This window comes from Myxococcus sp. AB025B (assembly GCF_006518215.1).
GTDB classification, from domain to species: domain Bacteria; phylum Myxococcota; class Myxococcia; order Myxococcales; family Myxococcaceae; genus Myxococcus; species Myxococcus fulvus.
The window spans coordinates 1-19,422 of sequence record NZ_SRLW01000194.1; the positions used below are offsets into that span (position 1 = coordinate 1).

Consider the following 19,422-nt stretch of genomic DNA (forward strand, 5'->3'; position numbering starts at 1 on the left):
GGTCTGGGGAGGGGCTCGTCCTCGGGGCAAGGCCTTGGCGCAGGCCCAGCGGGGGGCCTGGAGGTGCCTGCACGGCGGCTCGGCACCCTTGGAGCCCCGCGAATCCGGCGGAAAGTCTCGGCCGACGAGGGTCAGGTGCCGCTGGCCTGCTTCAGGGGCCAGGGCTTGAGGCCGCAGATCTGCTCGGCCTCCTCCACCGCCATGTTCAGCCGCGCCCGCTCGCGCCGCACGTAGTCGCGCACCGCGCTGTCCAGCCTGCGGTCGAAGATGACGTGCGCGCTGTGCACCGCCGTGGGCTCGAAGCCTCGTGACACCTTGTGCTCACCGCCCGCGCCCGGCTCGAACACCTTGCGCCCCGCGCGGATGCAGTCGTCCACCGAGTGGTACAGGCACACGTGGAAGTGCAGGAACGGGTGCTCCTCCGTGCTGCCCCAATAGCGGCCATAGAGCCGCTCCTTCGTCGCCAGGTTGAACGCCCCCGCGATGACCCGGCCCTCGCGCACCGCCTCCACCATCTCCACCTGGTCCGGCATCGCCTTGAACACCCGCGAGAAGAACCCCGGCGTGAGTTGTATCTGCCCCCACGCGTGCCGCTCGCACGTGGCCGTGTAGAACTCATACGCGCGCTTCGCGTGCGCCGGGGTCAGCTCCGTGGTCCGCACCGTGCGCAGCAGGATTCCCTGCGTGGCCGCCGCCGCCCGCTCGCGCTTGAGCTGGTTCCGCCGCTTGGAGTCGAACCGCGAGAGGTAGTCGTCGTACCCGCCGTACCCCGGGTTCTTCCAATGGAACTGGAGCGTCACCCGACGCGCCAGCCCCTGCTCCTCCAGGAAGTCCGCCTCGTCGTCCGTCGGGTAGAGGAAGTGCACCGACGAGCACCCTGCCTCCTCGGCGCTCTCCACCGCCGCGGTGAGCAGCGCCTTGCGCATCGCGGGCACGTCCTCTCCCGAGGCCACCAGCAGGCGCGGCACCGTGGCGGGGGACAGCGGCCCGCCGACGATGAGCTTCGGGTAGTACTCCACGCCCAGCCGGGCCGCCGCGTCCGCCCATCCGAAGTCGTAGATGTACTCGCCCATGCTGTGGAACTTGCGATACGCGGGCGCCGCGGCCACCAGCTTCTCGCCCCGCCACAGCGTCAGGTGATGCGGCGCCCACCCGGTCTCCTCGGTGGCGCTGCCGCTCTCCTCCATCGCCGCCAGCCACGCGTGCTTGATGAAGGGCGGTGCGTCCAGGCCGGTCAGCGCGTCCCAGTCAGCGGCCGGGACGTCTGTCACTGCGTCGAGGATACGGAGGCGGAGCGGGGTCTCTGTAGGCACGGGGAGCAGTTCTAACGCGTGCCCCGCGTCCGCGCCGCCCACCCGCCCGCTCGCCCGGCCTCCGGTGGGGGTAACGGCCGGAAACGACTCGCGCCGGGGGGACGGTCATCCCCTCGGCGCGCCTTGTCCTTCAATGCCTGGAGGAGTCCCTCGGGGCCCCTGGACGCTTCAGGCCGCCCGGGCGGCCCCCGCCTCACGCGCCGCCTCGCGGGGCTCCGGCCACACCGCGCGCTGGGGCGTGGCGATGCGGATGACACCCAGCTTCGCCAGCACGCGCATCACCTGCCACGTGGGGTCCACCTCGAACCTGCGCGCCGCGAAGTTCGGGCTGCTGCCGTACTTGTGGTGGTTGTTCTGGAACAGCTCACCCATGCACAGCACCTCCACCGGCAGCGTGTTGCGCGACTTGTCGCTGCTGTCGAAGTTCCGGTAGCCGTACTTGTGGCCGCACCAGTTCACGATGGCCCCGTGCACCGGCCCCATCAGGAAGTGCACCGGCAACAGCAGGAACTGCCAGGGCGACGTGGCGAACAGCACGTAGAACGAGGAATAGAACGCCACCCAGCCCAGCGTCGCCACCCACGAGGTGCGCAGCGTGTCGTCCACCAGCGGCCACTCGGGATAGCCCCCGAGGAAGCGCTTCTCCGTCTCACCCTTGCCCGACGCGAAGTCGTCGTAGCGCTTCTTCGTATGCAGCATCATCCGGAACACGTCCGTGAAGAAGTGCGGCGAGTGCGGGTCCTTCTCCGTGTCCGAGAAGGCGTGGTGCTCGCGGTGAAGAATCGCGTAGGCCTTGGGCGACAGGTACGACGAGCCCTGCACCAGGTAGGTGAGCAGGTGCATCACCCGCTCCGTGCGCGGACCCATGGTGTACATGCGGTGCGCGGCGTACCGGTGCTGGAAGAAGCTCTGGAAGAACACACAGAGCAGCCAGTGCGAGACGAAGAAGATGAGGACGGCCATGGCGCTTTTCCCGGTTCGGTGTCCAGGAGAGACAACACCGCCCATGTCATGGCCACGTCATCCCGGGCCGGAAGACGCCTCTCCGGGACGCCCGCATGGCCCCCGGCTTCAGGCCCCCATCAGTCCAACGTGTGGCCCGCCGCGTTGACACACGGCGCAAGGGGCCCGGTTTCCGGTACGGAGCGCTCCGCCGACACGTCACACGCAGCAAAGGGGAACACCATGGAGCGGGCCGACATCGTCAAGCTGGACAAGCGGCACGTCTGGCACCCGTACACCGCCATGGAGGCGTACATCGCGGGGACCCACCCGCTGGTCATCGCGCGCTCGGAGGGGCCCTACCTCTTCGACGTCGACGGGCGGCGCTACCTGGACGCCAACGGCTCCTGGTGGGTGTCCACCCTGGGCCACCGTCACCCGCGCCTGGTGCGCACCCTCGTCGAGCAGGCGGGCCGACTGCCCCATGTCTCGCTCGCCGGAATCACGCACGAGCCCGCCGCCGCGCTCGCCGCCGAGCTGGTCGCCATCGCCCCGGGCGCACAGCGCGCGGACCTCTCCTCGGGGGAGCGGCTGTCGCGCGTCTTCTACTCGGACAACGGGAGCACCGCGGTGGAGGTGGCCATCAAGATGGCCGCGCAGTACTGGGCGCAGAACGGGCAGCCCAAGCGCACGCGCTTCATCACGCTGACGGGCGCGTTCCACGGCGAGACGCTGGGCTCCACCAGCGTGGGCGGCGTGCGCGAGTTCCGGGACATCTTCGGCCCGCTGCTGTTCGACGTGGTGCACGTGCCGTCGCCGGCGGAGGAGGGCGGCTGGGAGCGCGCCTTCGACCAGGTGCAGGCCGCGCTGCGCGAGCACCCGGCGGACATCGCGGGCGTCATCGTGGAGCCCATCATCCAGGGCGCCTCCGGCATGCAGATGTACTCGCCGGACTTCCTGCGCGCGGTGCGCGAGGCCACCCGCCGGGTGGACACGTTCCTCATCGCCGACGAGGTCTTCACCGGCCTGGGCCGCACCGGCGCGCGCTTCGCGGTGGACCTGGCGGGCGTGGTGCCGGACCTGCTCTGCCTCGCCAAGGCGCTGTCGGGCGGGCTGATGCCCTTCGCGGTGACGCTCGCGTCGGAGCGCATCTTCTCGGGCTTCCTCGGCGCGTCGTCGCGGGCGCTGTATTACGGGCACTCGTACTGCGGCAACCCGCTGGGCGCCGCCATCGCGCGCGAGGTGCTGGCGGTGTACCGGGACGAGGACGTGCTGGGGCAGGTGGCGCGCAAGGCGCCGAAGGTGAAGGCCGCGTTCGAGCGGATGGCCGCGACGATTCCGGGCCTGGTGCGCCCGCGCGCCGTGGGCATGGTGGGCGCGGTGGACCTGGGCGGCGGTGGCTATCTCGCCAGCGGTGGATGGCGTGTGTACGAGGCCGCGCGCAAGCGGGGGCTGTACCTGCGCCCGCTCGGCGACACCGTGTACATCGCCCCCGCGCTGAACATCCCGGACACAGCGCTCGACGAGCTGCTGGGCGGCATGGAGGAGTCGCTGCGCGAGGTGGCGGGGAGCTGAAGCCTCAGGTCAGCACGGAGGGCGGTGGTGGTGCTTCGGGCCTGGTGATGCGGCGCTCCTGCCGGAAGAGGAGGATCTCCCGGAAGATGATCTGCACCGTGGCCGCGACGGGCACCGCCACCACCGCGCCGACGATGCCGCCCAGCTCCGCGCAGAAGAGCACCGCGAGCAGGATGAGCAGCGGGTTGACGTGCACCGTGCGGCGGAAGACGAGCGGCGCCAGCACGTTGCCCTCCAGCTGTCCGTACAGCACGAAGTACGCGAGCACGCCCAGCGCCATCCACATGCCGCCCGTGGCCCACGTCAGCAGGGTGATGAAGCCGCCGGCCACCACGGGCCCCGCATAGGGCACCATGCTGGAGAAGCCGCTCATGATGCCCAGCGGCAGGAAGTACGGCACGCCCATGGCCGCGAGCACCGCGGAGGTGAGCAGCGCGTTGAACGTGCAGATGAGCGTGAGCCCCGTCAGGTAGCCGCCCGTGGCCCGATACACGTTGCGCATCACGCGCACGTAGCGCAGCCGGTGCTCGGGCTTGGGCAGGTCGAGCAGCCGCTTGAGCAGGCCGCCGCCGAAGACGAGCATGAACACGACCAGGAAGAAGACGCTCAGCGCGCCGCCGACGAGCCCCACCATGCTGCCCAGCGCGTACATGAGCAGCGAGGGCAAGGTCCCCGTCGCCAGCTCCGGCGTCGCGTCCTCGAGCGGGCGAATCCAGCCCAGGTTGTGGAGCCGCTGGTTCAGCCCTCGGAACGGGCGGGAGTCGCGCACCTCCTGCCAGAGCTGCGGCCACTGCACCACGAGCGCGTCCACCTGCGCCGCCGTCGCCGGAATCACCAGCAGCGCCAGCGTCGCCAGCACCGTCAGGGCGCCGGCCAGCATCAACGCGATGGCCAGCGCGCGCGGCACCCGCCAGCGCTCCAGCCGCGACACGCCGTGCTCCAGCGCGAGCGCAATCAGCGCCGCGATGCCCGTCAGCGTGAGCGCCACGCGCGTGCGCACCACGAGCACCACGAGCGCCACCACCGCCAGCACCGCGAAACACACGGTGAACACCGTCTTCGGTGTCACCTGAGAGCGCTGCTTCGCTCCATCCTGCTCCGCCACCGTACCCCCGGGCCCCGGCTCACCGTTCACCGTGTCGCGGTAAGCACGATGGGGCCGGAGCGCCAGTGCCCGCATGCCCGGAGCGGCCCGGCTGTGGAGTGGGCTCCAGCCCGACGTCCGGCCATCACGAGGCCTGTCCACGGGTCGACAGCTGGCGCGTGAGGGGACGCGCCTGGCCGTGACGTGGGATGCGTCAGTTGCGCGAGGGGAAGATGCCTTCCAGCGCGATGATGAAGTTGAGGCAGAGGAACGGCGACATGTTGTTGTGGGGCTGGCTGCCGCCCGCGATGCCGATGGCCGCCGGGTTCATGGTCCCGTCGATGGGCGCCGCGCGGTAGTTGAAGATGGTGCCGTTGTTGTCCGCCGCGAGCACCGTGCCCACCGGCGTCTCCGTGTCACCCTGCTGCGAGCTGACGTTGAGGCTGTGGGTGTGCTGCGGCATCTGGTTCGAAATCAGCGTCACCGTCTCGCTGCCGCCCTGCTCGCCGAGCGTCCGCGGCGACAGCCCCGGCCCCTGGCCCGGCTGCATCGGATAGCGACCGCGCAGGTCCGGCAGCGCGAACGTCGTCTGCCCGTTGCCGCCATACGTCGTGCCGAGAATCGCGAACAGCGCGGTGTTCTGCGCGATGGCGAGGATCTGCCCCTGGCAGAAGGCCCAACCGCGCGGCGCGAAGTTGCCCGCGAACATGCGGATTTCACCAATGTATGGCTCGGACATGGGTACACCTTTCGTGTGTGTGTTTCACGCGCCAATGAGTACGCGTCACACACACCAGAGCAAAGCATCGGCCAGCCCTTCCTCCTGGGTCTGAGACGAATCAGGGCCGTGTGTCGGTCCCTGCTCCAAGAGGAGGGGCGCCCGCGAAGGGGCTTCCCGTCCGCGTGCGTCATGCGTTCCGGTGTGACGGCGCCGCGTCCCGAGGGAACGCGAACGGGCGTTCCGTGGCGGGCGGGATTCGAATCACAAGCACGCCCGCCCTGGTGGGTCGGCGGCGAACGGCTCGATAATCCATCCTGGCTCGTGACTTGCTCTGGCTCGCTCGCCGAGGTTCGACAAGAGGGGAGAAGCATCCATGGCTCAGATGAAATGGCAAGGCGCCGCGACCTGGTCGCGGTGGCTGACGGCTCTACCCGTGGTGGCGCTGCTGTCGTTGACCGGCTGTGACGAAGGTCAGCAGGGGCCCCAGGGGCCGCAGGGACCGCAAGGACCCGCGGGGCCTGCCGGTGAGCAGGGACCCGCGGGGGCACAGGGTCCCGCGGGCGCGCAGGGGGACGTTGGACCGAAGGGTGACACGGGCGCTGTCGGCCCCGTGGGGCCGCAGGGGCCGCAGGGGCCAGAGGGCCCCGCGGGTGGTCCCGCCGGTCCTCAAGGGCCCGAGGGCAAGCGCTCCCTGGCCCGCACGTCCGTGGAGGACGCTGGCGCCAACTGCGCGACGGGCGGCGTGAGAATCGACACGGGCGTCGACGACGACGGCGATGGGACGCTGGACACGGACGAGGTGGATGCCACCAGCTACGTGTGCAACGGCCCCCAGGGTCCGCAGGGCGCGCGGGGGGAGACGGGCGCGCAGGGCCCCGTGGGTCCTCAAGGCGAGGTGGGTCCCCGGGGTGAGCAGGGGCCTCGCGGTGACACCGGCGCGGTGGGCCCGGTGGGCCCGCGAGGTGAGACGGGTCCCCAGGGCGAGCAGGGCCCGCGCGGCGAGACGGGGGCGCAGGGTCCCCAGGGTCCGCAGGGCCTGCGCGGTGAGACGGGTCCGCAGGGCGCCGCGGGCATCCACTCGGTCGCGGCCACGTCCGCGGAGGCCGCTGGAGCCAACTGCGCGACGGGCGGCGTGCGGCTGCAGTTCGGCCAGGACGCCAACGGCAACGGCGTGCTGGACGCGGGCGAGGTCAACGCGGCGCTGACGCGCTACGTGTGCAACGGCGCCCAGGGGCCGCAGGGGGTGCCCGGCGCGACGGGCGCCACGGGGGCCACCGGCGCCACGGGCGCGCAGGGGCCCGTGGGAGCCACGGGCGCGGCGGGGGCCACCGGCGCCACGGGCCCTCAGGGCCCGGCGGGCTCGACGGGCGTGTTCGGTGATGGCTCGGCCGGCGCGTACACCGTCGCGAACACGGTCGACCTGACCACGGTGAGCGGGTTCTCCACCCTCGCGGGACGGCACCACATGCAGTTCACCACCGTGAACGTCTCCGGCACGCTCATCGTCCCGAGCGGCACCGTCATCCGGGCCACGGGCGACGTCACCATCAGCGGCACCATCATCGTCGACCCGGGCTCGTTGGACACGGGCCCGGGCGGGGCGGATTCGGGCCTGTCCCGCGCTCCGGCGGGTGAGCCCTCGGGTGGGCTCGGCGTCTCGCCCGTCCACGCGGCGCAGCTCTTGCGGCCCGGCAACAAGGGCGGCGGCTCGGGCGCGCGCACGGTGGCGGGTCCGTTCGGCGGCGGCGGTGGCTCGCTGGTCATCCTGTCCCAGGGCACCGTGCGCATCCAGGGCTCGGGCGTCATCAATGCCTCGGGCGCGTCGGGTGGCAATGTGCTCGAAAACACCCCCGGCGCCGGTGGCGGCGCGGGTGGCGTGGTGGTCATCCTCGGCAAGGCCGGCGTGGTCGTGCAGGGCTTCGTCCGCGCGCAGGGCGGCCCCGGCGTGAACGGCAACAACCTGGGCGGCGCGGGCAAGGGCGGCGGCGGCGGTGGTGGCGGCGGCATCATCCAGGTCGTCTCCTCCGTTGCGCCCACCATCACTGGCGGCCTCGTCGTCACCGGCGGCGCGGCTGGGACGACGGCGCTTCCCACTGGCACCAGCCAGGTCATCCAGGCGGGCGGTGGTGGTGGCGCCATGGGCGGCGCGGGCGGCTCGGGTGGTGTCGGAAACATCACGGCCCCCACCCAGCCCGGCGCGGGCGCGGATGGCTACGTCATCCAGACGGTGGTGCCGACCCCGGAGAACCTCTTCCTCTGATTCGAGGGAGTCGATTGCGGCCATCGTCGGTCCCTCCGGACCGGCGGTGGAGCGCGGCCTCCTCCTTCGAGGTCTCATCGAGGGTCGTGGGTCGCGGTCATCGTCGGTCCCTCCGGACTGGCGGTGGAGCACGGCCTCCTCCCCCGAGGTCTCATCGAGGGTCGTGGGTCGCGGCCATCGTCGGTCCCTCCGGACTGGCGGTGGAGCACGGCATCCTCGGAGGTCTCATCGGGGAAACGAGGACCTCGCGGCGGCGCGCGGAGCCACGCTGTTGATGTTGACGGTGAGGCGGCCCGAGCGGGCTTCGCCTCGGCAGGACTTCGCGGAAGCGACAGGACGCCCGGCCCTCGTGTGCGGGTGCCTCATGTCGCCCGCGGAGGTTGCACCCCGGAAGGTCGGCCCACCTCCGGGCGGCGGTGCATCCCGGCGCGCGCCGCGCGGCTCCTCACGGAGTCCATGACGCGGCGTCGCGGTGGATGCGGTCTGGAGCCGGGCGGAACGACTCGCCTTCGTGTCGGAGGGGGGCCGCGGCAATCACGCGGGCCACGAAGGCGAGGCGGTCCGTTGCCTCCAGGACACGGGCCGCCTCGCGCGCAATCGGCGCGAGGCCCGTTCGTCCTTCGAGGCATGGCGCGTTTCCCCCGAGACGGCCCTCCTGGCCCTCACCCCGCGCGTGGCGCGGGACTCCATTGCATGGCGACATACGGCGGCCCCGCGTCCGGGGGCTGTGAGGACGGCTCCTCCTGGAAGCCCAGCCGGGCGTACAGCCCGCGCGCGGGGCTGTCGTGCAGCACGTGCAGCCGCACGGGCACCCGGGCCTCGGTGGCCGCGTCCAACAGCTCACGCAAGAGCCGTGTCCCCAGGCCCGCGCCCTGGTGGGAGGGAAGCAGAGCGAGCTCCACCAATCGCCACTCCCGCGCACCTCGAGCCACCAGCAGCCTGCCGGCGGGCTGACCCGCCACCAACACCACCCGGTCCTCGGCCGTCGGATAGCGCACGGCCCAGTCGCGCCCGCGCGCCAACCACTGCATGCGCAGGAACGCCTCGCGCTGCGCGGGTGTCCAACCCCACGTCGCCAGCTCGCCCGCACGCGTGCTGGCGTACAGGTCGAAGAGGAAGCCGTCGTCGGAGGGAGCGCGGGGACGCGAGGTGAGCGGCACGGTGCCGGGCAGCATGGACGCGCGGACACCCGGGCGTCCACCACCCGACACGCCGCCGGGCGCCCGCGTCCAACCGGCGACGCGGATTGAAGCAACCCCCGGCCCCCCACGTCCGCGAGGCGCGGGGCCGGACGTCAGACCTGGATGAGAGCTTCGGTGCATTCCCGATAGGAGTACGCGATGAAGAAGACCCGAGACCCCGAGCTGAGCCGGGCCCTCCAGGAGGCCCGCGAGACCGAGGAGAAGTGGCGTGGACTCGCCGCCCGGCTCCTGGAGCTCGGGGACGACGCGATGGACGCGCAGCTGCTGGTGGCCTTTCGTGCCGCGCGCGAGGAGGGCGTCGTACCGCCGGACGCCGGCTTCTTCCTGGTGGCCCACATCCTCACCGCCATGGCGGACGAGGCGCTGACGGAGGTGCCGCGCGTCCAGCGGCTCGCGCTGGAACTGGACCTGATGGAGCGCGAGTACGGCATGGAGGACGGCGTGTGGCACGACGCCGACGAGCCGCCCCCCGAGGACTGGGAGGCCCTGCTCGCCGAGTACGAGGGCGCCTGCGACGAGGCCCGCGCCGCCTTCTTCCGCGCCTACGGCGAGGAGGACATGGCCCGCCTCTACGTGGAGGACCGCGTCTCTTTCCACCGCCGCTTCGAGTCCGGCCGCCGCTTCTTCCACGGCCTGCCCATGTACCCCGAGCACCTCCACTGACCTGTTCCATCACGCATGGAGCGGTGCGTCATCCATGCGGGCAAGCCGCCGGTTGCCTTCCGCGCGGCAAGAAATCGAGAGGGGACGAGGTCATCCGCGCCGCTCTCCTTCTCGGAAGGTGGTGCGCACGCGGGCTCGCTCGGGGGTTTTCGTTCCAGTCCGGCGGTGCGGGCACAGCGGGGACGAAACTTTACGTTCACAATTGTGTCAATTAGTGGGGCTACAGGCTGGCGCAATGGGACTTTGATGCTCACTCTTGCGTCGCGCTGGCGTTTTCCAACGTCACACCCTATTTGGCCGCACGACTTCAAGTGGTGCGGAGCGGGCCGGTACGGAAGTCAATGCATACCAAGGACAAGGACACAGAGACTCGAAACTCCAAGGCGAGTCTCTAGCGCGCGGCGCGCGTCTCCGAACGAAATCCCCTCCAAGGGCTCGGGGCCGCGCGCCGCCGCACTTTTCCTGGCGGATTAGACTGTCCCGCCATGTCGACCTCACAAGCCACCCGGCTGTTGGACCTCCTCTGGGAGCGCTATGCCTCGGAGGTGCCCTACGCGCGCACCTTCGTGCAGCTCTCCGGGGGCAGCTTCCGCAATGACCACGTCGCGCTGCGCTCGCTGGCGCGGCCCGGCGGAGGCATCGCGCTGTTCTCGCGTCCCTTCGAGCGGCTGGGCTGGAAGCCAGCGGGGGCGTACACGTTCCCCGACGCGCACCTGTCCGCCATCTACCTGTCGCACCCGGAGGGGCTGCCGCGCGTCTTCATCTCCGAGCTGAAGTCGGAGGAGCTGTCGCCGCGAGCCCGGGAGCTGCTGGCCACGCTGCCGGACGACCCGCCCCCGCCCGAGGACGTGGACGCGCTGGCGTCGTGGTTCTGCTCGCCGCCGCCGCCGTCGGAGGCCGCGCTGCTGGAGCTGGAGAAGGAGTCGCAGTACGGCGCCTGGCTGCTCGCCTTCGGCCGCAAGGTGAACCACTTCACCGGCTCCGTGGATGACGTGGAGGCGTGGCAGCACCGCATGCGGGAGGCGGGCGTGCCCATGAAGGCGGACATCGAGGGCGCGCCGGGCACGTCGCTCAGGCAGACGGCCACCCAGGCGGCCCCGCTGTCGGTGGCCCTGCGCGAGGGAGGCCGTCGCCCCTGGCCCTACGCGTACTTCGAGATTGCGCAGCGCGCGCCGGACTTCGACGGCTTCCTGGGTCCGCAGGCGCGCGCGCTGTTCGACATGACGAAGCGCTGAAGTCCGTCAGCGCAGCGCGCGGATGACGCGGGCGGGGTGGCCCGCGGCGAGGACATGGGGCGGCACGTCCTTCGTCACCACGCCGCCGGCGCCCAGCGTGACGCCCTCCCCGACGGTGACGCCGGGGAGGATGAGGGTGCCGCCGCCCACCCACGTCTTCGCGCCGATGGTGACGGGCCTGGACAGCTCCGGGCCCTTGATGCGCTCGTCCGCGTCGAGCGGGTGCGTGGCCGCGTGGATGTGCACGTTGGGGCCGAAGGACACGTCGTCTCCAATCGTCACCCGGTTGCCATCCAGGATGACGCACTGGAGGTTCATGTACACGTGCTTGCGCGGGTCCTCGTCGTCCATGCGCGTGTCGTTGCAGGCGGGCGGGAGCCGCCGCGCCCGGGAGCGCGCCGCCGTGAGCTGCGCGTCCCAGCCGTTGTGCAGCTCGATGGCCAGCATCTTCTCCAGCTCGGTCCGTGCCCTGGCCGGCAGCGTCCACGCCCGCGCGGGCACGACGCGGAAGCTGTCCGGTGCTTCGTTGGGGGATGGACGTGAGGGATTGTGCTCGCACGCCCAAATTTCCGAGGTCCAACGAAGGCGGCGTGGGGTGGGAATGGGCGCGAAGCGCCGTCCCACTCATGTAGTCTGGTGCCCTCTTCCTGACCCGTGGGGGGATGTGTTGATTCGGATGGTGGCGAGAATGCTGGCCCTGGTCGCCGTGCTGGGATTCGCGGCGCCCGTCGTCGCGCAGGAGTCGGCGCCCGCGCCGTCCGCGTTCGACCTGGCGGTGAGTGTCCCCCGGGGTGGCGCGACGAAGTCGAGCAAGCCCTCCGTGGAGAGCCTGTTGGGTGTGATGGGACGCACCACGCGCTTCAAACAGGTGGCGGTGTCTCCGGACGGCGAGTGGCTGGCGTGGGTGGAGGTGGCGGCGACGGGCGGCACGCTCATCCAGGCGATGGAGCTGGGCGCGCGCGAGCCGAAGGCGCTGCTGGTGAGCGCCTGTCCCGAGGGCAAGACGTGTGACGAGTCCTCCATCCAGTGGAGCCCGGAGGGGCGGCGGCTGCTGTTCCTGTCGGACGGGCACCAGCGTGGCAGGACGCAGGTGTACGTGGCGGACCTGAAGGAGGGCGTCGCGACGAAGCTGACGTCCTTCGAGAGCCCCATCGCCTCGCCCCGGTGGTCGCCGGACGGCGCGTCGGTGGCGGTGCTGGTGATGCAGGGCGAGGGCGCGGCGCAGGCCCTGGGGCCCCGCGGTCCCGGCGCGCGCGAGACGGGCGTGGTGCGCGAGTCGCATCCGGTGCAGCGGGTGGCGGTGGTGTCGGTGGCGGAGGGCTCGCATCGCTTCGTCACGCCGGAGCAGACCTTCGTCTACGAGTTCGCGTGGAGCCCGGACGCGGCGAAGCTTGCGTACACCGGCGCGCCGCCGCCGGGGGACGCGAGCTGGTGGCTGGCGAAGCTGCACGTGGTGGAGACGGCGAACGCGCGCTCGCGCGTGCTGTACGCGCCGAAGTGGCAGCTCACCGAGCCCACGTGGAGCCCCGACGGCAAGCAGGTGGCCGTCATCGAGGGGCTGATGAGCGACCACGGCTCCAACGGCGGGGACGTGATGCTGGTGCCGCTGGAGGGCGGCAAGGCGCGCAACCTCACGGCGGGGATGAAGGCGACCGCGATGTCTCTCGAGTGGGTGTCGGCGCGCTCGCTGGTGTTCGGCGCGCAGGTGCGGGGCGAGTCGGCGGTGGCCACGGTGGACCCGACGCAGCCGGGTGAGCCGCGCGTGCTGTGGAAGGGGGCCGAGCGCATCAGCGCGCGCGGTCAGGTGGGGCTGTCGCTGTCGCGCGACGGCAAGGTGAGCGCGGTGGTGCGCGAGTCGTTCTCCAGGGCGCAGAACCTCTGGGTGGGGCCGGTGGGGGCGTGGGAGCGCGTCACGCGGCGCGAGGAGGACCTGCGCGCGCTGGTGGGAGAGGCGAGGGATTTGACGTGGAAGAGCGACGGGGTGGAGGTGCAGGGCTGGCTGGTGGCGCCGCCCCCGTCGATGGCGCCGCCCCCCGGCGTGCGGGCGCCCATGGTGACGATGGTGCACGGCGGGCCCGCGGCGGGCGTCGTCCCGGGCTTCCGCCCGGACGTGCTGATGTTCACCGCGCGCGGCTACTACGTCTTCCTGCCCAACTACCGGGGCAGCTTCGGCCAGGGGGCTGAGTTCACCCAGGCCAACCGGCGCGACTTCGGCTTCGGGGACCTGCGCGACATCCTGTCCGGCGTGGACGCGGTGCTGGCGCGCGCGCCGGTGGACCCCGCGCGGCTGGGTGTGACGGGGTGGAGCTACGGCGGCTTCATGGCGATGTGGGCGGTGACGCAGACGCAGCGCTTCCGCGCGGCGGTGGCGGGCGCGGGCATCTCCAACTGGCAGAGCTACTACGGCACCAACCGCATCGACGCGTGGATGAAGCCGTACTTCGGCGCGTCCCTGTACGACGAGCCGGAAATCTACACGCGCAGCTCCCCCATCAACTCCATGAAGCTGGCGCGCACGCCCACGCTGGTGCTGCACGGCGAGCGGGACCTGGAGGTGCCCGTGACGCAAGGCCACGAGTTCCACCGCGCGCTGAAGGAGCTGGGCGTGAAGACGCAGCTCGTGGTCTACGCGGACGAGGGCCACACCCTGCGCAAGCCCGAGCACGTGGTGGACCGGATGCGACGCACGGTGGAGTGGATGGACGCGCACCTGCCCTCCGGCTCGGCCGGCGGCGCGGCCAGGACGTCGCTGCTGCCCCGCTGAGACGGTGCCCGTGGCTTCAGTGGGCGCCGCGCAGGTTGAGCAGCACGACGCCGCCGATGATGAGCAGGATGCCGGCCACCTTGGTGACGTTGATGGCCTCACCGAGGAAGCTGACGCCGATGACCACGATGGCCGCGGTGCCCAGCCCGGACCACATCGCGTACGCGACGCCGATGGGCACCTGCTTCACCGCCTGCGACAGCAGCGCGAAGGCCACGCCATAGCCGGTGAGACACGCCACGGTGGGCCACAGCCGGGTGAAGCCCTCGGTGGACTTCATCAGGCTCGTCGCGGCCACCTCGAAGGCGATGGCCCCGAGCAGGAAGAGATACGCCATGTGCCGACCTCCAGTCCTCGCTGTCCGTAGACGCTCCGGGACCGCGTGGCCAGTGCGTCTTCGCTCCGACTGGGACGGTGAGCCGGGGGACGCGGACGAAGGTCTCGCGGGGGTGGGCTACCGGGCGCCGGGCCTGTCCTCGGGGGCGACGAGGGAGGTGAGCACGTGGTCCCTCCAGCGGCCGTTGATCTCCAGGAAGTCCCGGGCGTAGCCCTCCACCACGAAGCCCAGCCGGCGCAGCACCGCCGCGCTGCGCAGGTTCTCCGGCAGGTGGTTGGCCTGGATGCGGTGCAGGCCCATGCCGTGGAACGCGTGGGCGCAGACGGCGCGCAGGGCCTCCGTCATCAAGCCCTTGCCCTCGTGGCGCTGGTCCAGCCCATAGCCCAGGTCGGTGGCCTGCAGGGGCCCCCGGCGGATGTGCGCGAGCGAGATGTTGCCGATGACGGGCGCGGAGGAGGGCGGCGCGTCGCGGGGCAGCACGACGAGGCGCAGGGAGCGGTCGAAGCGCGCGTCCTCCAGGTCCTGCGCCAGCCGCGTGCGCCAGTACGTCAGCGTGTAGAAGTTGCCGGGACGCGAGGGGGACACCAGGCCCAGGTGGTCGCGGTTGGCCTCGTGGTAGGCCACGACGCGCGCGGCCCCGTCTGGAGGGAGCTGGGTGATGCGCAGGCGCTCGGTGGTGAGCAGGACGATGGGCTTGTCGGAGTCCATGGCGTGTCGGCGGCCGCGGAAGCTAACGCGCCACGCGCTGTCCCGCACGCCCCCGGAAAAGAAAGCTCCCGCCCGGAGCGTCTTCTCCGAGCGGGAGCGGTGAGGCGCTACTGCCGCACGTCCTGACTCGCACCGTCGCCCGAGCCATGGAACTGGTGGTGGTCGTCGGACGTGTCCTGCTGGCCGCCACTCTCGGAGGTGTCACCCGAGCCGCCGGTGCCGGGCTGCTGGGCGTCCCCCAAGTCCTCGTCATGCACCGCGCCCGACTCCGGCGCCTGCTGCCCGCCGCCGCTCGACGAGCCGCCGCCCATGCCGGGCTGCTGCTGCTGTTGTCCGCCGCCGCTCGACGAGCCGCCGCCCGTGCCGGGCTGTTGCTGTTCGCCGCCGCTCGACGAGCCGCCCGTGCCGGGCTGCTGTTGCTGCCCGCTGCCGCTCGACGAGCCGCCCGTGCCGGGCTGCTGCTCCTGGCCGCTGCCGCCGACGGCGCGCGAGCCTCCGCGCTCCAGGATGATCTCCACGCGGCGGTTGTTCGCGCGGCCCTCGGCGGTGGAGTTGGAGGCCACCGGCCGGTACTCACCCATGCCGCGCGCCTCGATGCGGTTGGCGGGCACGCCCTGGTTGATGAGGAACTCCTTCACCCGCTCGGCGCGCTGATAGGACAGCCGCTCGTTGAGGGCGTCGGAGCCCTGCGAGTCCGTGTGTCCCTCGATGAGCAGCGGCCGGTCCCCTTCCTTCAGCACCTGGGCCACGTCCGCCAGCCTGTCACGCGCCGCCGGCAGCAGGTCCGAGGCCCCGGACGCGAAGAGCACGCTGCCCGACAGCGTCAGCACCGTGCCGCGCGCCTCCTCTCGGACCTTCAGGTCCTTGTTGGCCCGGTCCAGCCTGGCGATGGCCTCGGCCGCCTGTCGCTCGGCCTCCACGCGCGCCTGACGCTCTGCCTCCAGTTGCTGCGCGGCCTGCTGGTCCGCCTGGCTCAGCGTCTGCTGCTGGCCCAGGAGCAGATGTGCCTGCCGCTGCAGCTCCTCGTTCTGGGCGCGCAGCTGCTGCGCCTCCTGCTCCACCTGCTGACGCCGCGCGGCCTCCTCGGACAGCCGCAGCTCGCCCTCCTGCTGACGGGCCTGCGCCAGGCGCTGCTGCTCCTGGAGCGCCTGGGCCTGGTTCAGCGCGACCTCCGCCTGGGCCTGCTGGCGCGCGGCGATGGCCGCCATGCCCCAGGCGCCCGCCGTCTCGGCCTTGCGCAGGGCCACGTAGGAGAGCACCCGCGTGCGCTGGGACTTCTCGTCGCGCTGGTACTCGCGCTCGGCGGCGCGCAGGGCGTCGCGGGCCTCGGCCACGTCGCGGGGACGCTCACGCCCCTGCGGACTCGCCGCGAGCTGTTGATAGGCGGCGCGGGCCTCCACCAGCTCCTTCGGCGCGGCCGCGCTCGCGCTCCCCGCCACGAGGAGCGCCGAGGCTCCGACGAGGGCCTTCCAACCATGTTTGCTGCCTGCCATGACGGTCTCCTCCCGGACTGGGGCTCACTGCAGGCCGCGCCGCAGCGCTTCGGCCTGCTGGGTGGTTCTCTTCGCCTGCTGCTCCATGGGCAGCGCGCGTGCGAGCGCCAGCGCGAGGTCCGCGTCCGCGTCCGCCTGCATGAAGCTCAGCTCCGCGCCTTCCGCGTCATCGTCCATCAGCAGCTGCTCGCCGTGGTTGATTTGCTGGCGGGCGAACTCCAGATGGCGCGCGGCTTCCGGGACGCGTGCTGCGCCGGCTCCTTCCGCGGCGCGCATGGAGGCCACCGCCTCCGTCCGTCGGGTGTTCGAGGTGGGTTTCACGCTCTGACTGGCGCACCCCAACAGGGTGGCGCACAGCATCGCGGCAAGCAGCTTCGGGCGCACGGTCTACCTCCAGCCGTCGGTCCATGGAGCGCGGGTAGTCGCGCCCCAGGTCCAGAAGTGTGCTCGGGCCGACAGCGCGGCAATCCACGAGGGCACAAGTCGCCCGGGGAGGGACCGGGCATCCCCGGGGTGGGGCGGGCAGGGGTTGCGCTCGCGAGGCCGCGTGACGGTGCGACAGCGCGCGCTGGCCGCCCGTCGTCGCAAGCGATAGGACGTGGGGCCTATGCGTCTGCACCTGGTGGATGGCACGTATGAGCTGTACCGCGCCCACTTCTCGCCCCGGCCGGGCCACGCCGCGCCGGACGGCCAGGACGTGAAGGCGACGGTGGGGTTGATGTCGTCACTGCTCATGCTGCTGCACGACGCGGACGAGGCGGTGACGCACGTGGCGGTGGCGTTCGACAACCCCATCCGCTCGTTCCGCAACAGGCTGTTCGCCGACTACAAGGGGGACGAGGGCGTGCCGCCGGAGCTGCGCGCGCAGTTCGACCTGGCCGAGGAGGCGGTGGCGTCGCTGGGCGTGCGCGTGTGGTCCATGAAGGAGCACGAGGCGGACGACGCGCTGGCCACGGCGGCGGCGCGCTTTGGCGGCGAGGTGGCGCAGGTGCGCATCTGCACGCCGGACAAGGACCTGGGCCAGTGCGTGCGCGGCCAGCGCGTGGTGCAGGTGGACCGGCGCCAGGAGAAGGTGCTGGACGAGGACGCGGTGCGCGCGAAGCTGGGCGTGCCGCCCACGAGCGTGCCGGACTTGTTGGCGCTGATGGGCGACGTCGCGGATGGAATCCCGGGACTCGACGGCTTCGGGGAGAAGGGCGCGTCCGCGCTCGTGTCCGCGTATGGCCGGCTGGAGGCGATTCCGGACGACGCCTCCACCTGGTCCGTGCGGCCGCGCGGCGCGGACAAGCTGGCCGCCACGCTGCGCGCCCACCGTGAGGACGCGCTGCTGTACCGCAAGCTCGCCACGCTGGTGGAGGACGCGCCGCTGCCCGGGACGAAGACGCTCGCGGACGTGGCCTGGGCGGGCGTACCTCGGCAGAAGTTCGAGGCGCTCTGCGACAGGCTGGGCGTCACCACGCTCAAGCGCCGACCCAAGCGCTGGGTGGACTAGCCCGCGGCCTTGTCGCCCTGGTCGTCCTGGGGCAGGAGGGCGACGGGCGCCTGTCGCGGTAGGCGCACGGTGAAGGTGGTGCCGTCGTCCTGCGTGGAGCGCACGTCCACCGTCCCGCCGTGCGCCACGACGATGCTGCGCACGATGTAGAGCCCCAGGCCGATGCTGCGCATGCCCCGGTCCTCGGGCCGCTCCAGGCCGCGCTCGAGCGGCTCGAAGATGCGCGACTTGAGCTCCAGGGGGATGGGCAGGCCCTGGTTGTGGACCTCCAGCACCACGCCGCCCGAGTCCTCGCCCCGCGCGACGACGCGCACCACCGTGTCCGGCGCGCTGTACTGCATGGCGTTGCCCACCAGGTTGCCGAGCACCTGCGCCACGCGGTCCGGGTCCCACTGGCCCACGCCGTTGCCCGTGTACTCGGAGAGGATGCGCCGGTCCGGCCACGCCACCTGCAGTTCATCCAGCGCCGCGTGCACCACCTCGTGCAGGTCCATCAGCCGCGGGTACACCGGCAGGCCCCGGCCCTGGCGCGCGCGCGTGAAGTCGAGCAGGTCGCGAATCATGCGCGTGGCCCGGTCCGCCGCGCGCTGGATGCGCTGCACGTTGCGCTGCTGCCGCTCGTCCGCGTCCGGCGTCTGCGCCAGCAGCGACGCCGCCAGCGTGATGGCCCCCAGGGGGTTGCGCAAGTCGTGGCTGACGATGCCGATGAGCTGCCGCTCGAAGTCCGCCTGGGCGTGCACCTCCGCGAGCAGGCGCAGGCGCTCCGACTCCGTCTGCTGCATCTCGGTGACGTCCTGCATGGCGCCGACGACCTGCACCGCGATGCCCTCGGTGTCGCGGACGATGTGGCAGCGGTCCACCACGTGCGCCCAGGTGCCGTCGCCGCGCTGGAAGCGGTAGTTCTCCTGCCACTCGTGGCTCTGGCTGGACACCGCCAGCCGGAGGCTTCGCACCACGCGCTCGCGGTCCTCGGGGTGCAGCCGCTCCTCCCACCAGGCGCGCGTGTCCCGGATGACGGAGGAGGCGTAGCCGAACTGCTCGTGCAGGCCGCTCGTCCAATCCACCGCGCCCGTGCGCGGGTCCCATTCCCAGACGGCGTCCCGCGTGGCCCGGGCGGCCAGCCGGAAGCGCAGCTCGCTGCGCCACGCGCGCTCCTCGGCCGCCTGCATCTCCGTCAGCGTGCCCTCCGCGAGCAGCCGCCGCGCGCGCTCGTCCTCCAATTGCTGGCGCCGCTTGCGCTCGTGGCTGGCCAGGGCCGTGACGCGCGCCTGGAGCTCCAGCGGGCGGAAGGGCTTGAAGACATAGTCATTGGCGCCCGCGGCCATCGCCTCCACCACGTCGGCCGCGCGGGTGTTGACGGTGAGCAGCAACACGGGCAGCAGCGCGGTGGCGGAGCCCTGGCGCACGAAGCGGCACACCTCCAGGCCCGACATGCCTGGCAGGTACCAGTCCAGCACGAGCACGTCCGGCGTGCGGCCCTGGCCCAGCGCCTCCAGCAGCGCGGCGCCATCCGTGAAGGTCACCACCTGGCAGATGGGCGTGAGCGCGCGGAGGATGGCCTCCGTCTCTCCGGCGCTGTCGTCGAGCACCCACACCAGGGGCGCGGCCTGCATCGGGTCCGGCAGGCGGGGGT

At 72.0% G+C, this 19,422-nt stretch carries 17 protein-coding genes; 6 read left to right on the forward strand and 11 right to left on the reverse strand.

Translation table 11 applies throughout. From position 1 onward, the window contains the following. Window positions 1-131: 131 nt before the first annotated feature. Together FL311_RS27830 and FL311_RS27835 are read right to left on the reverse strand one after the other, a co-directional pair. Entirely contained in the window at window positions 132-1,313 is a 1,182-nt protein-coding gene (locus FL311_RS27830) for a GNAT family N-acetyltransferase (protein WP_141329676.1), read from the reverse strand. 168 nt (window positions 1,314-1,481) lie between these two features. Then, window positions 1,482-2,276 carry an acyl-CoA desaturase gene (locus FL311_RS27835; RefSeq protein ID WP_141329678.1) on the reverse strand — a complete coding sequence of 265 codons (795 nt, stop codon included), beginning with the start codon at window positions 2,274-2,276 and terminating at the stop codon, window positions 1,482-1,484. Between the two features lie 222 nt (window positions 2,277-2,498). On the opposite strand from FL311_RS27835, the gene bioA reads away from it, so the two are divergent. Then, window positions 2,499-3,830 (forward strand): adenosylmethionine--8-amino-7-oxononanoate transaminase, encoded by a 1,332-nt coding sequence (gene bioA, locus FL311_RS27840; protein ID WP_141329680.1) that lies wholly within the window; start codon window positions 2,499-2,501, stop codon window positions 3,828-3,830. Between the two features lie 4 nt (window positions 3,831-3,834). Here bioA and FL311_RS27845 read toward each other — a convergent pair whose 3' ends face one another. Then, the gene (locus FL311_RS27845; protein ID WP_228557123.1) at window positions 3,835-4,884 is read right to left on the reverse strand and encodes an AI-2E family transporter; all 1,050 of its coding nucleotides are present in this window, start codon (window positions 4,882-4,884) and stop codon (window positions 3,835-3,837) included. 244 nt (window positions 4,885-5,128) lie between these two features. Continuing rightward, the gene (locus FL311_RS27850) at window positions 5,129-5,653 is read right to left on the reverse strand and encodes a phage tail protein (RefSeq protein ID WP_141329684.1); all 525 of its coding nucleotides are present in this window, start codon (window positions 5,651-5,653) and stop codon (window positions 5,129-5,131) included. 355 nt (window positions 5,654-6,008) lie between these two features. Here FL311_RS27850 and FL311_RS46155 point away from each other — a divergent pair, with 355 nt between their 5' ends. Further along, on the forward strand, window positions 6,009-7,895 hold the full coding sequence (locus FL311_RS46155) for a collagen-like protein (protein WP_305036173.1): 1,887 nt from the start codon (window positions 6,009-6,011) through the stop codon (window positions 7,893-7,895). A 662-nt stretch (window positions 7,896-8,557) separates the two neighbouring features. Here the strand turns inward: FL311_RS46155 and FL311_RS27860 are convergent. Continuing rightward, window positions 8,558-9,070, reverse strand: coding sequence for a GNAT family N-acetyltransferase (locus FL311_RS27860; RefSeq protein WP_141329686.1), 513 nt, complete (start codon window positions 9,068-9,070; stop codon window positions 8,558-8,560). A gap of 165 nt (window positions 9,071-9,235) precedes the next feature. Here FL311_RS27860 and FL311_RS27865 point away from each other — a divergent pair, with 165 nt between their 5' ends. Then, window positions 9,236-9,760 (forward strand): hypothetical protein, encoded by a 525-nt coding sequence (locus tag FL311_RS27865; protein ID WP_141329688.1) that lies wholly within the window; start codon window positions 9,236-9,238, stop codon window positions 9,758-9,760. 485 nt (window positions 9,761-10,245) lie between these two features. Next, window positions 10,246-10,995 (forward strand): DUF1338 domain-containing protein, encoded by a 750-nt coding sequence (locus tag FL311_RS27870; RefSeq protein ID WP_046710520.1) that lies wholly within the window; start codon window positions 10,246-10,248, stop codon window positions 10,993-10,995. 6 nt (window positions 10,996-11,001) lie between these two features. Here the strand turns inward: FL311_RS27870 and FL311_RS27875 are convergent, their stop codons facing one another. After that, window positions 11,002-11,496, reverse strand: coding sequence for a sugar O-acetyltransferase (locus FL311_RS27875; protein WP_228557124.1), 495 nt, complete (start codon window positions 11,494-11,496; stop codon window positions 11,002-11,004). 187 nt (window positions 11,497-11,683) lie between these two features. Here FL311_RS27875 and FL311_RS27880 point away from each other — a divergent pair, with 187 nt between their 5' ends. Beyond that, on the forward strand, window positions 11,684-13,759 hold the full coding sequence (locus tag FL311_RS27880; RefSeq protein ID WP_228557125.1) for a S9 family peptidase: 2,076 nt from the start codon (window positions 11,684-11,686) through the stop codon (window positions 13,757-13,759). Window positions 13,760-13,775: 16 nt separating this feature from the next. On the opposite strand, the gene FL311_RS27885 is transcribed toward FL311_RS27880, so the two are convergent. The 4 genes from FL311_RS27885 to FL311_RS27900 form a co-directional block, all read right to left on the reverse strand. Continuing rightward, the gene (locus FL311_RS27885) at window positions 13,776-14,096 is read right to left on the reverse strand and encodes a multidrug efflux SMR transporter (RefSeq protein WP_141329692.1); all 321 of its coding nucleotides are present in this window, start codon (window positions 14,094-14,096) and stop codon (window positions 13,776-13,778) included. A 117-nt stretch (window positions 14,097-14,213) separates the two neighbouring features. Next, window positions 14,214-14,804 carry a GNAT family N-acetyltransferase gene (locus tag FL311_RS27890; RefSeq protein ID WP_141329694.1) on the reverse strand — a complete coding sequence of 197 codons (591 nt, stop codon included), beginning with the start codon at window positions 14,802-14,804 and terminating at the stop codon, window positions 14,214-14,216. A 107-nt stretch (window positions 14,805-14,911) separates the two neighbouring features. Next, complete coding sequence (locus tag FL311_RS27895; protein WP_228557126.1) at window positions 14,912-16,297, reverse strand: OmpA family protein; 1,386 nt, start codon at window positions 16,295-16,297, stop codon at window positions 14,912-14,914. Between the two features lie 24 nt (window positions 16,298-16,321). After that, the gene (locus FL311_RS27900; RefSeq protein ID WP_141329696.1) at window positions 16,322-16,681 is read right to left on the reverse strand and encodes a DUF4398 domain-containing protein; all 360 of its coding nucleotides are present in this window, start codon (window positions 16,679-16,681) and stop codon (window positions 16,322-16,324) included. Window positions 16,682-16,904: 223 nt separating this feature from the next. Between FL311_RS27900 and FL311_RS27905 the strand changes: the two genes are divergently transcribed. After that, complete coding sequence (locus FL311_RS27905) at window positions 16,905-17,789, forward strand: 5'-3' exonuclease H3TH domain-containing protein (RefSeq protein ID WP_141329698.1); 885 nt, start codon at window positions 16,905-16,907, stop codon at window positions 17,787-17,789. Here the strand turns inward: FL311_RS27905 and FL311_RS27910 are convergent. Continuing rightward, the gene (locus FL311_RS27910; RefSeq protein WP_141329704.1) at window positions 17,786-19,402 is read right to left on the reverse strand and encodes an ATP-binding protein; all 1,617 of its coding nucleotides are present in this window, start codon (window positions 19,400-19,402) and stop codon (window positions 17,786-17,788) included. The genes FL311_RS27905 and FL311_RS27910 overlap by 4 nt on opposite strands. Between the last annotated feature and the right edge of the window lie 20 nt (window positions 19,403-19,422).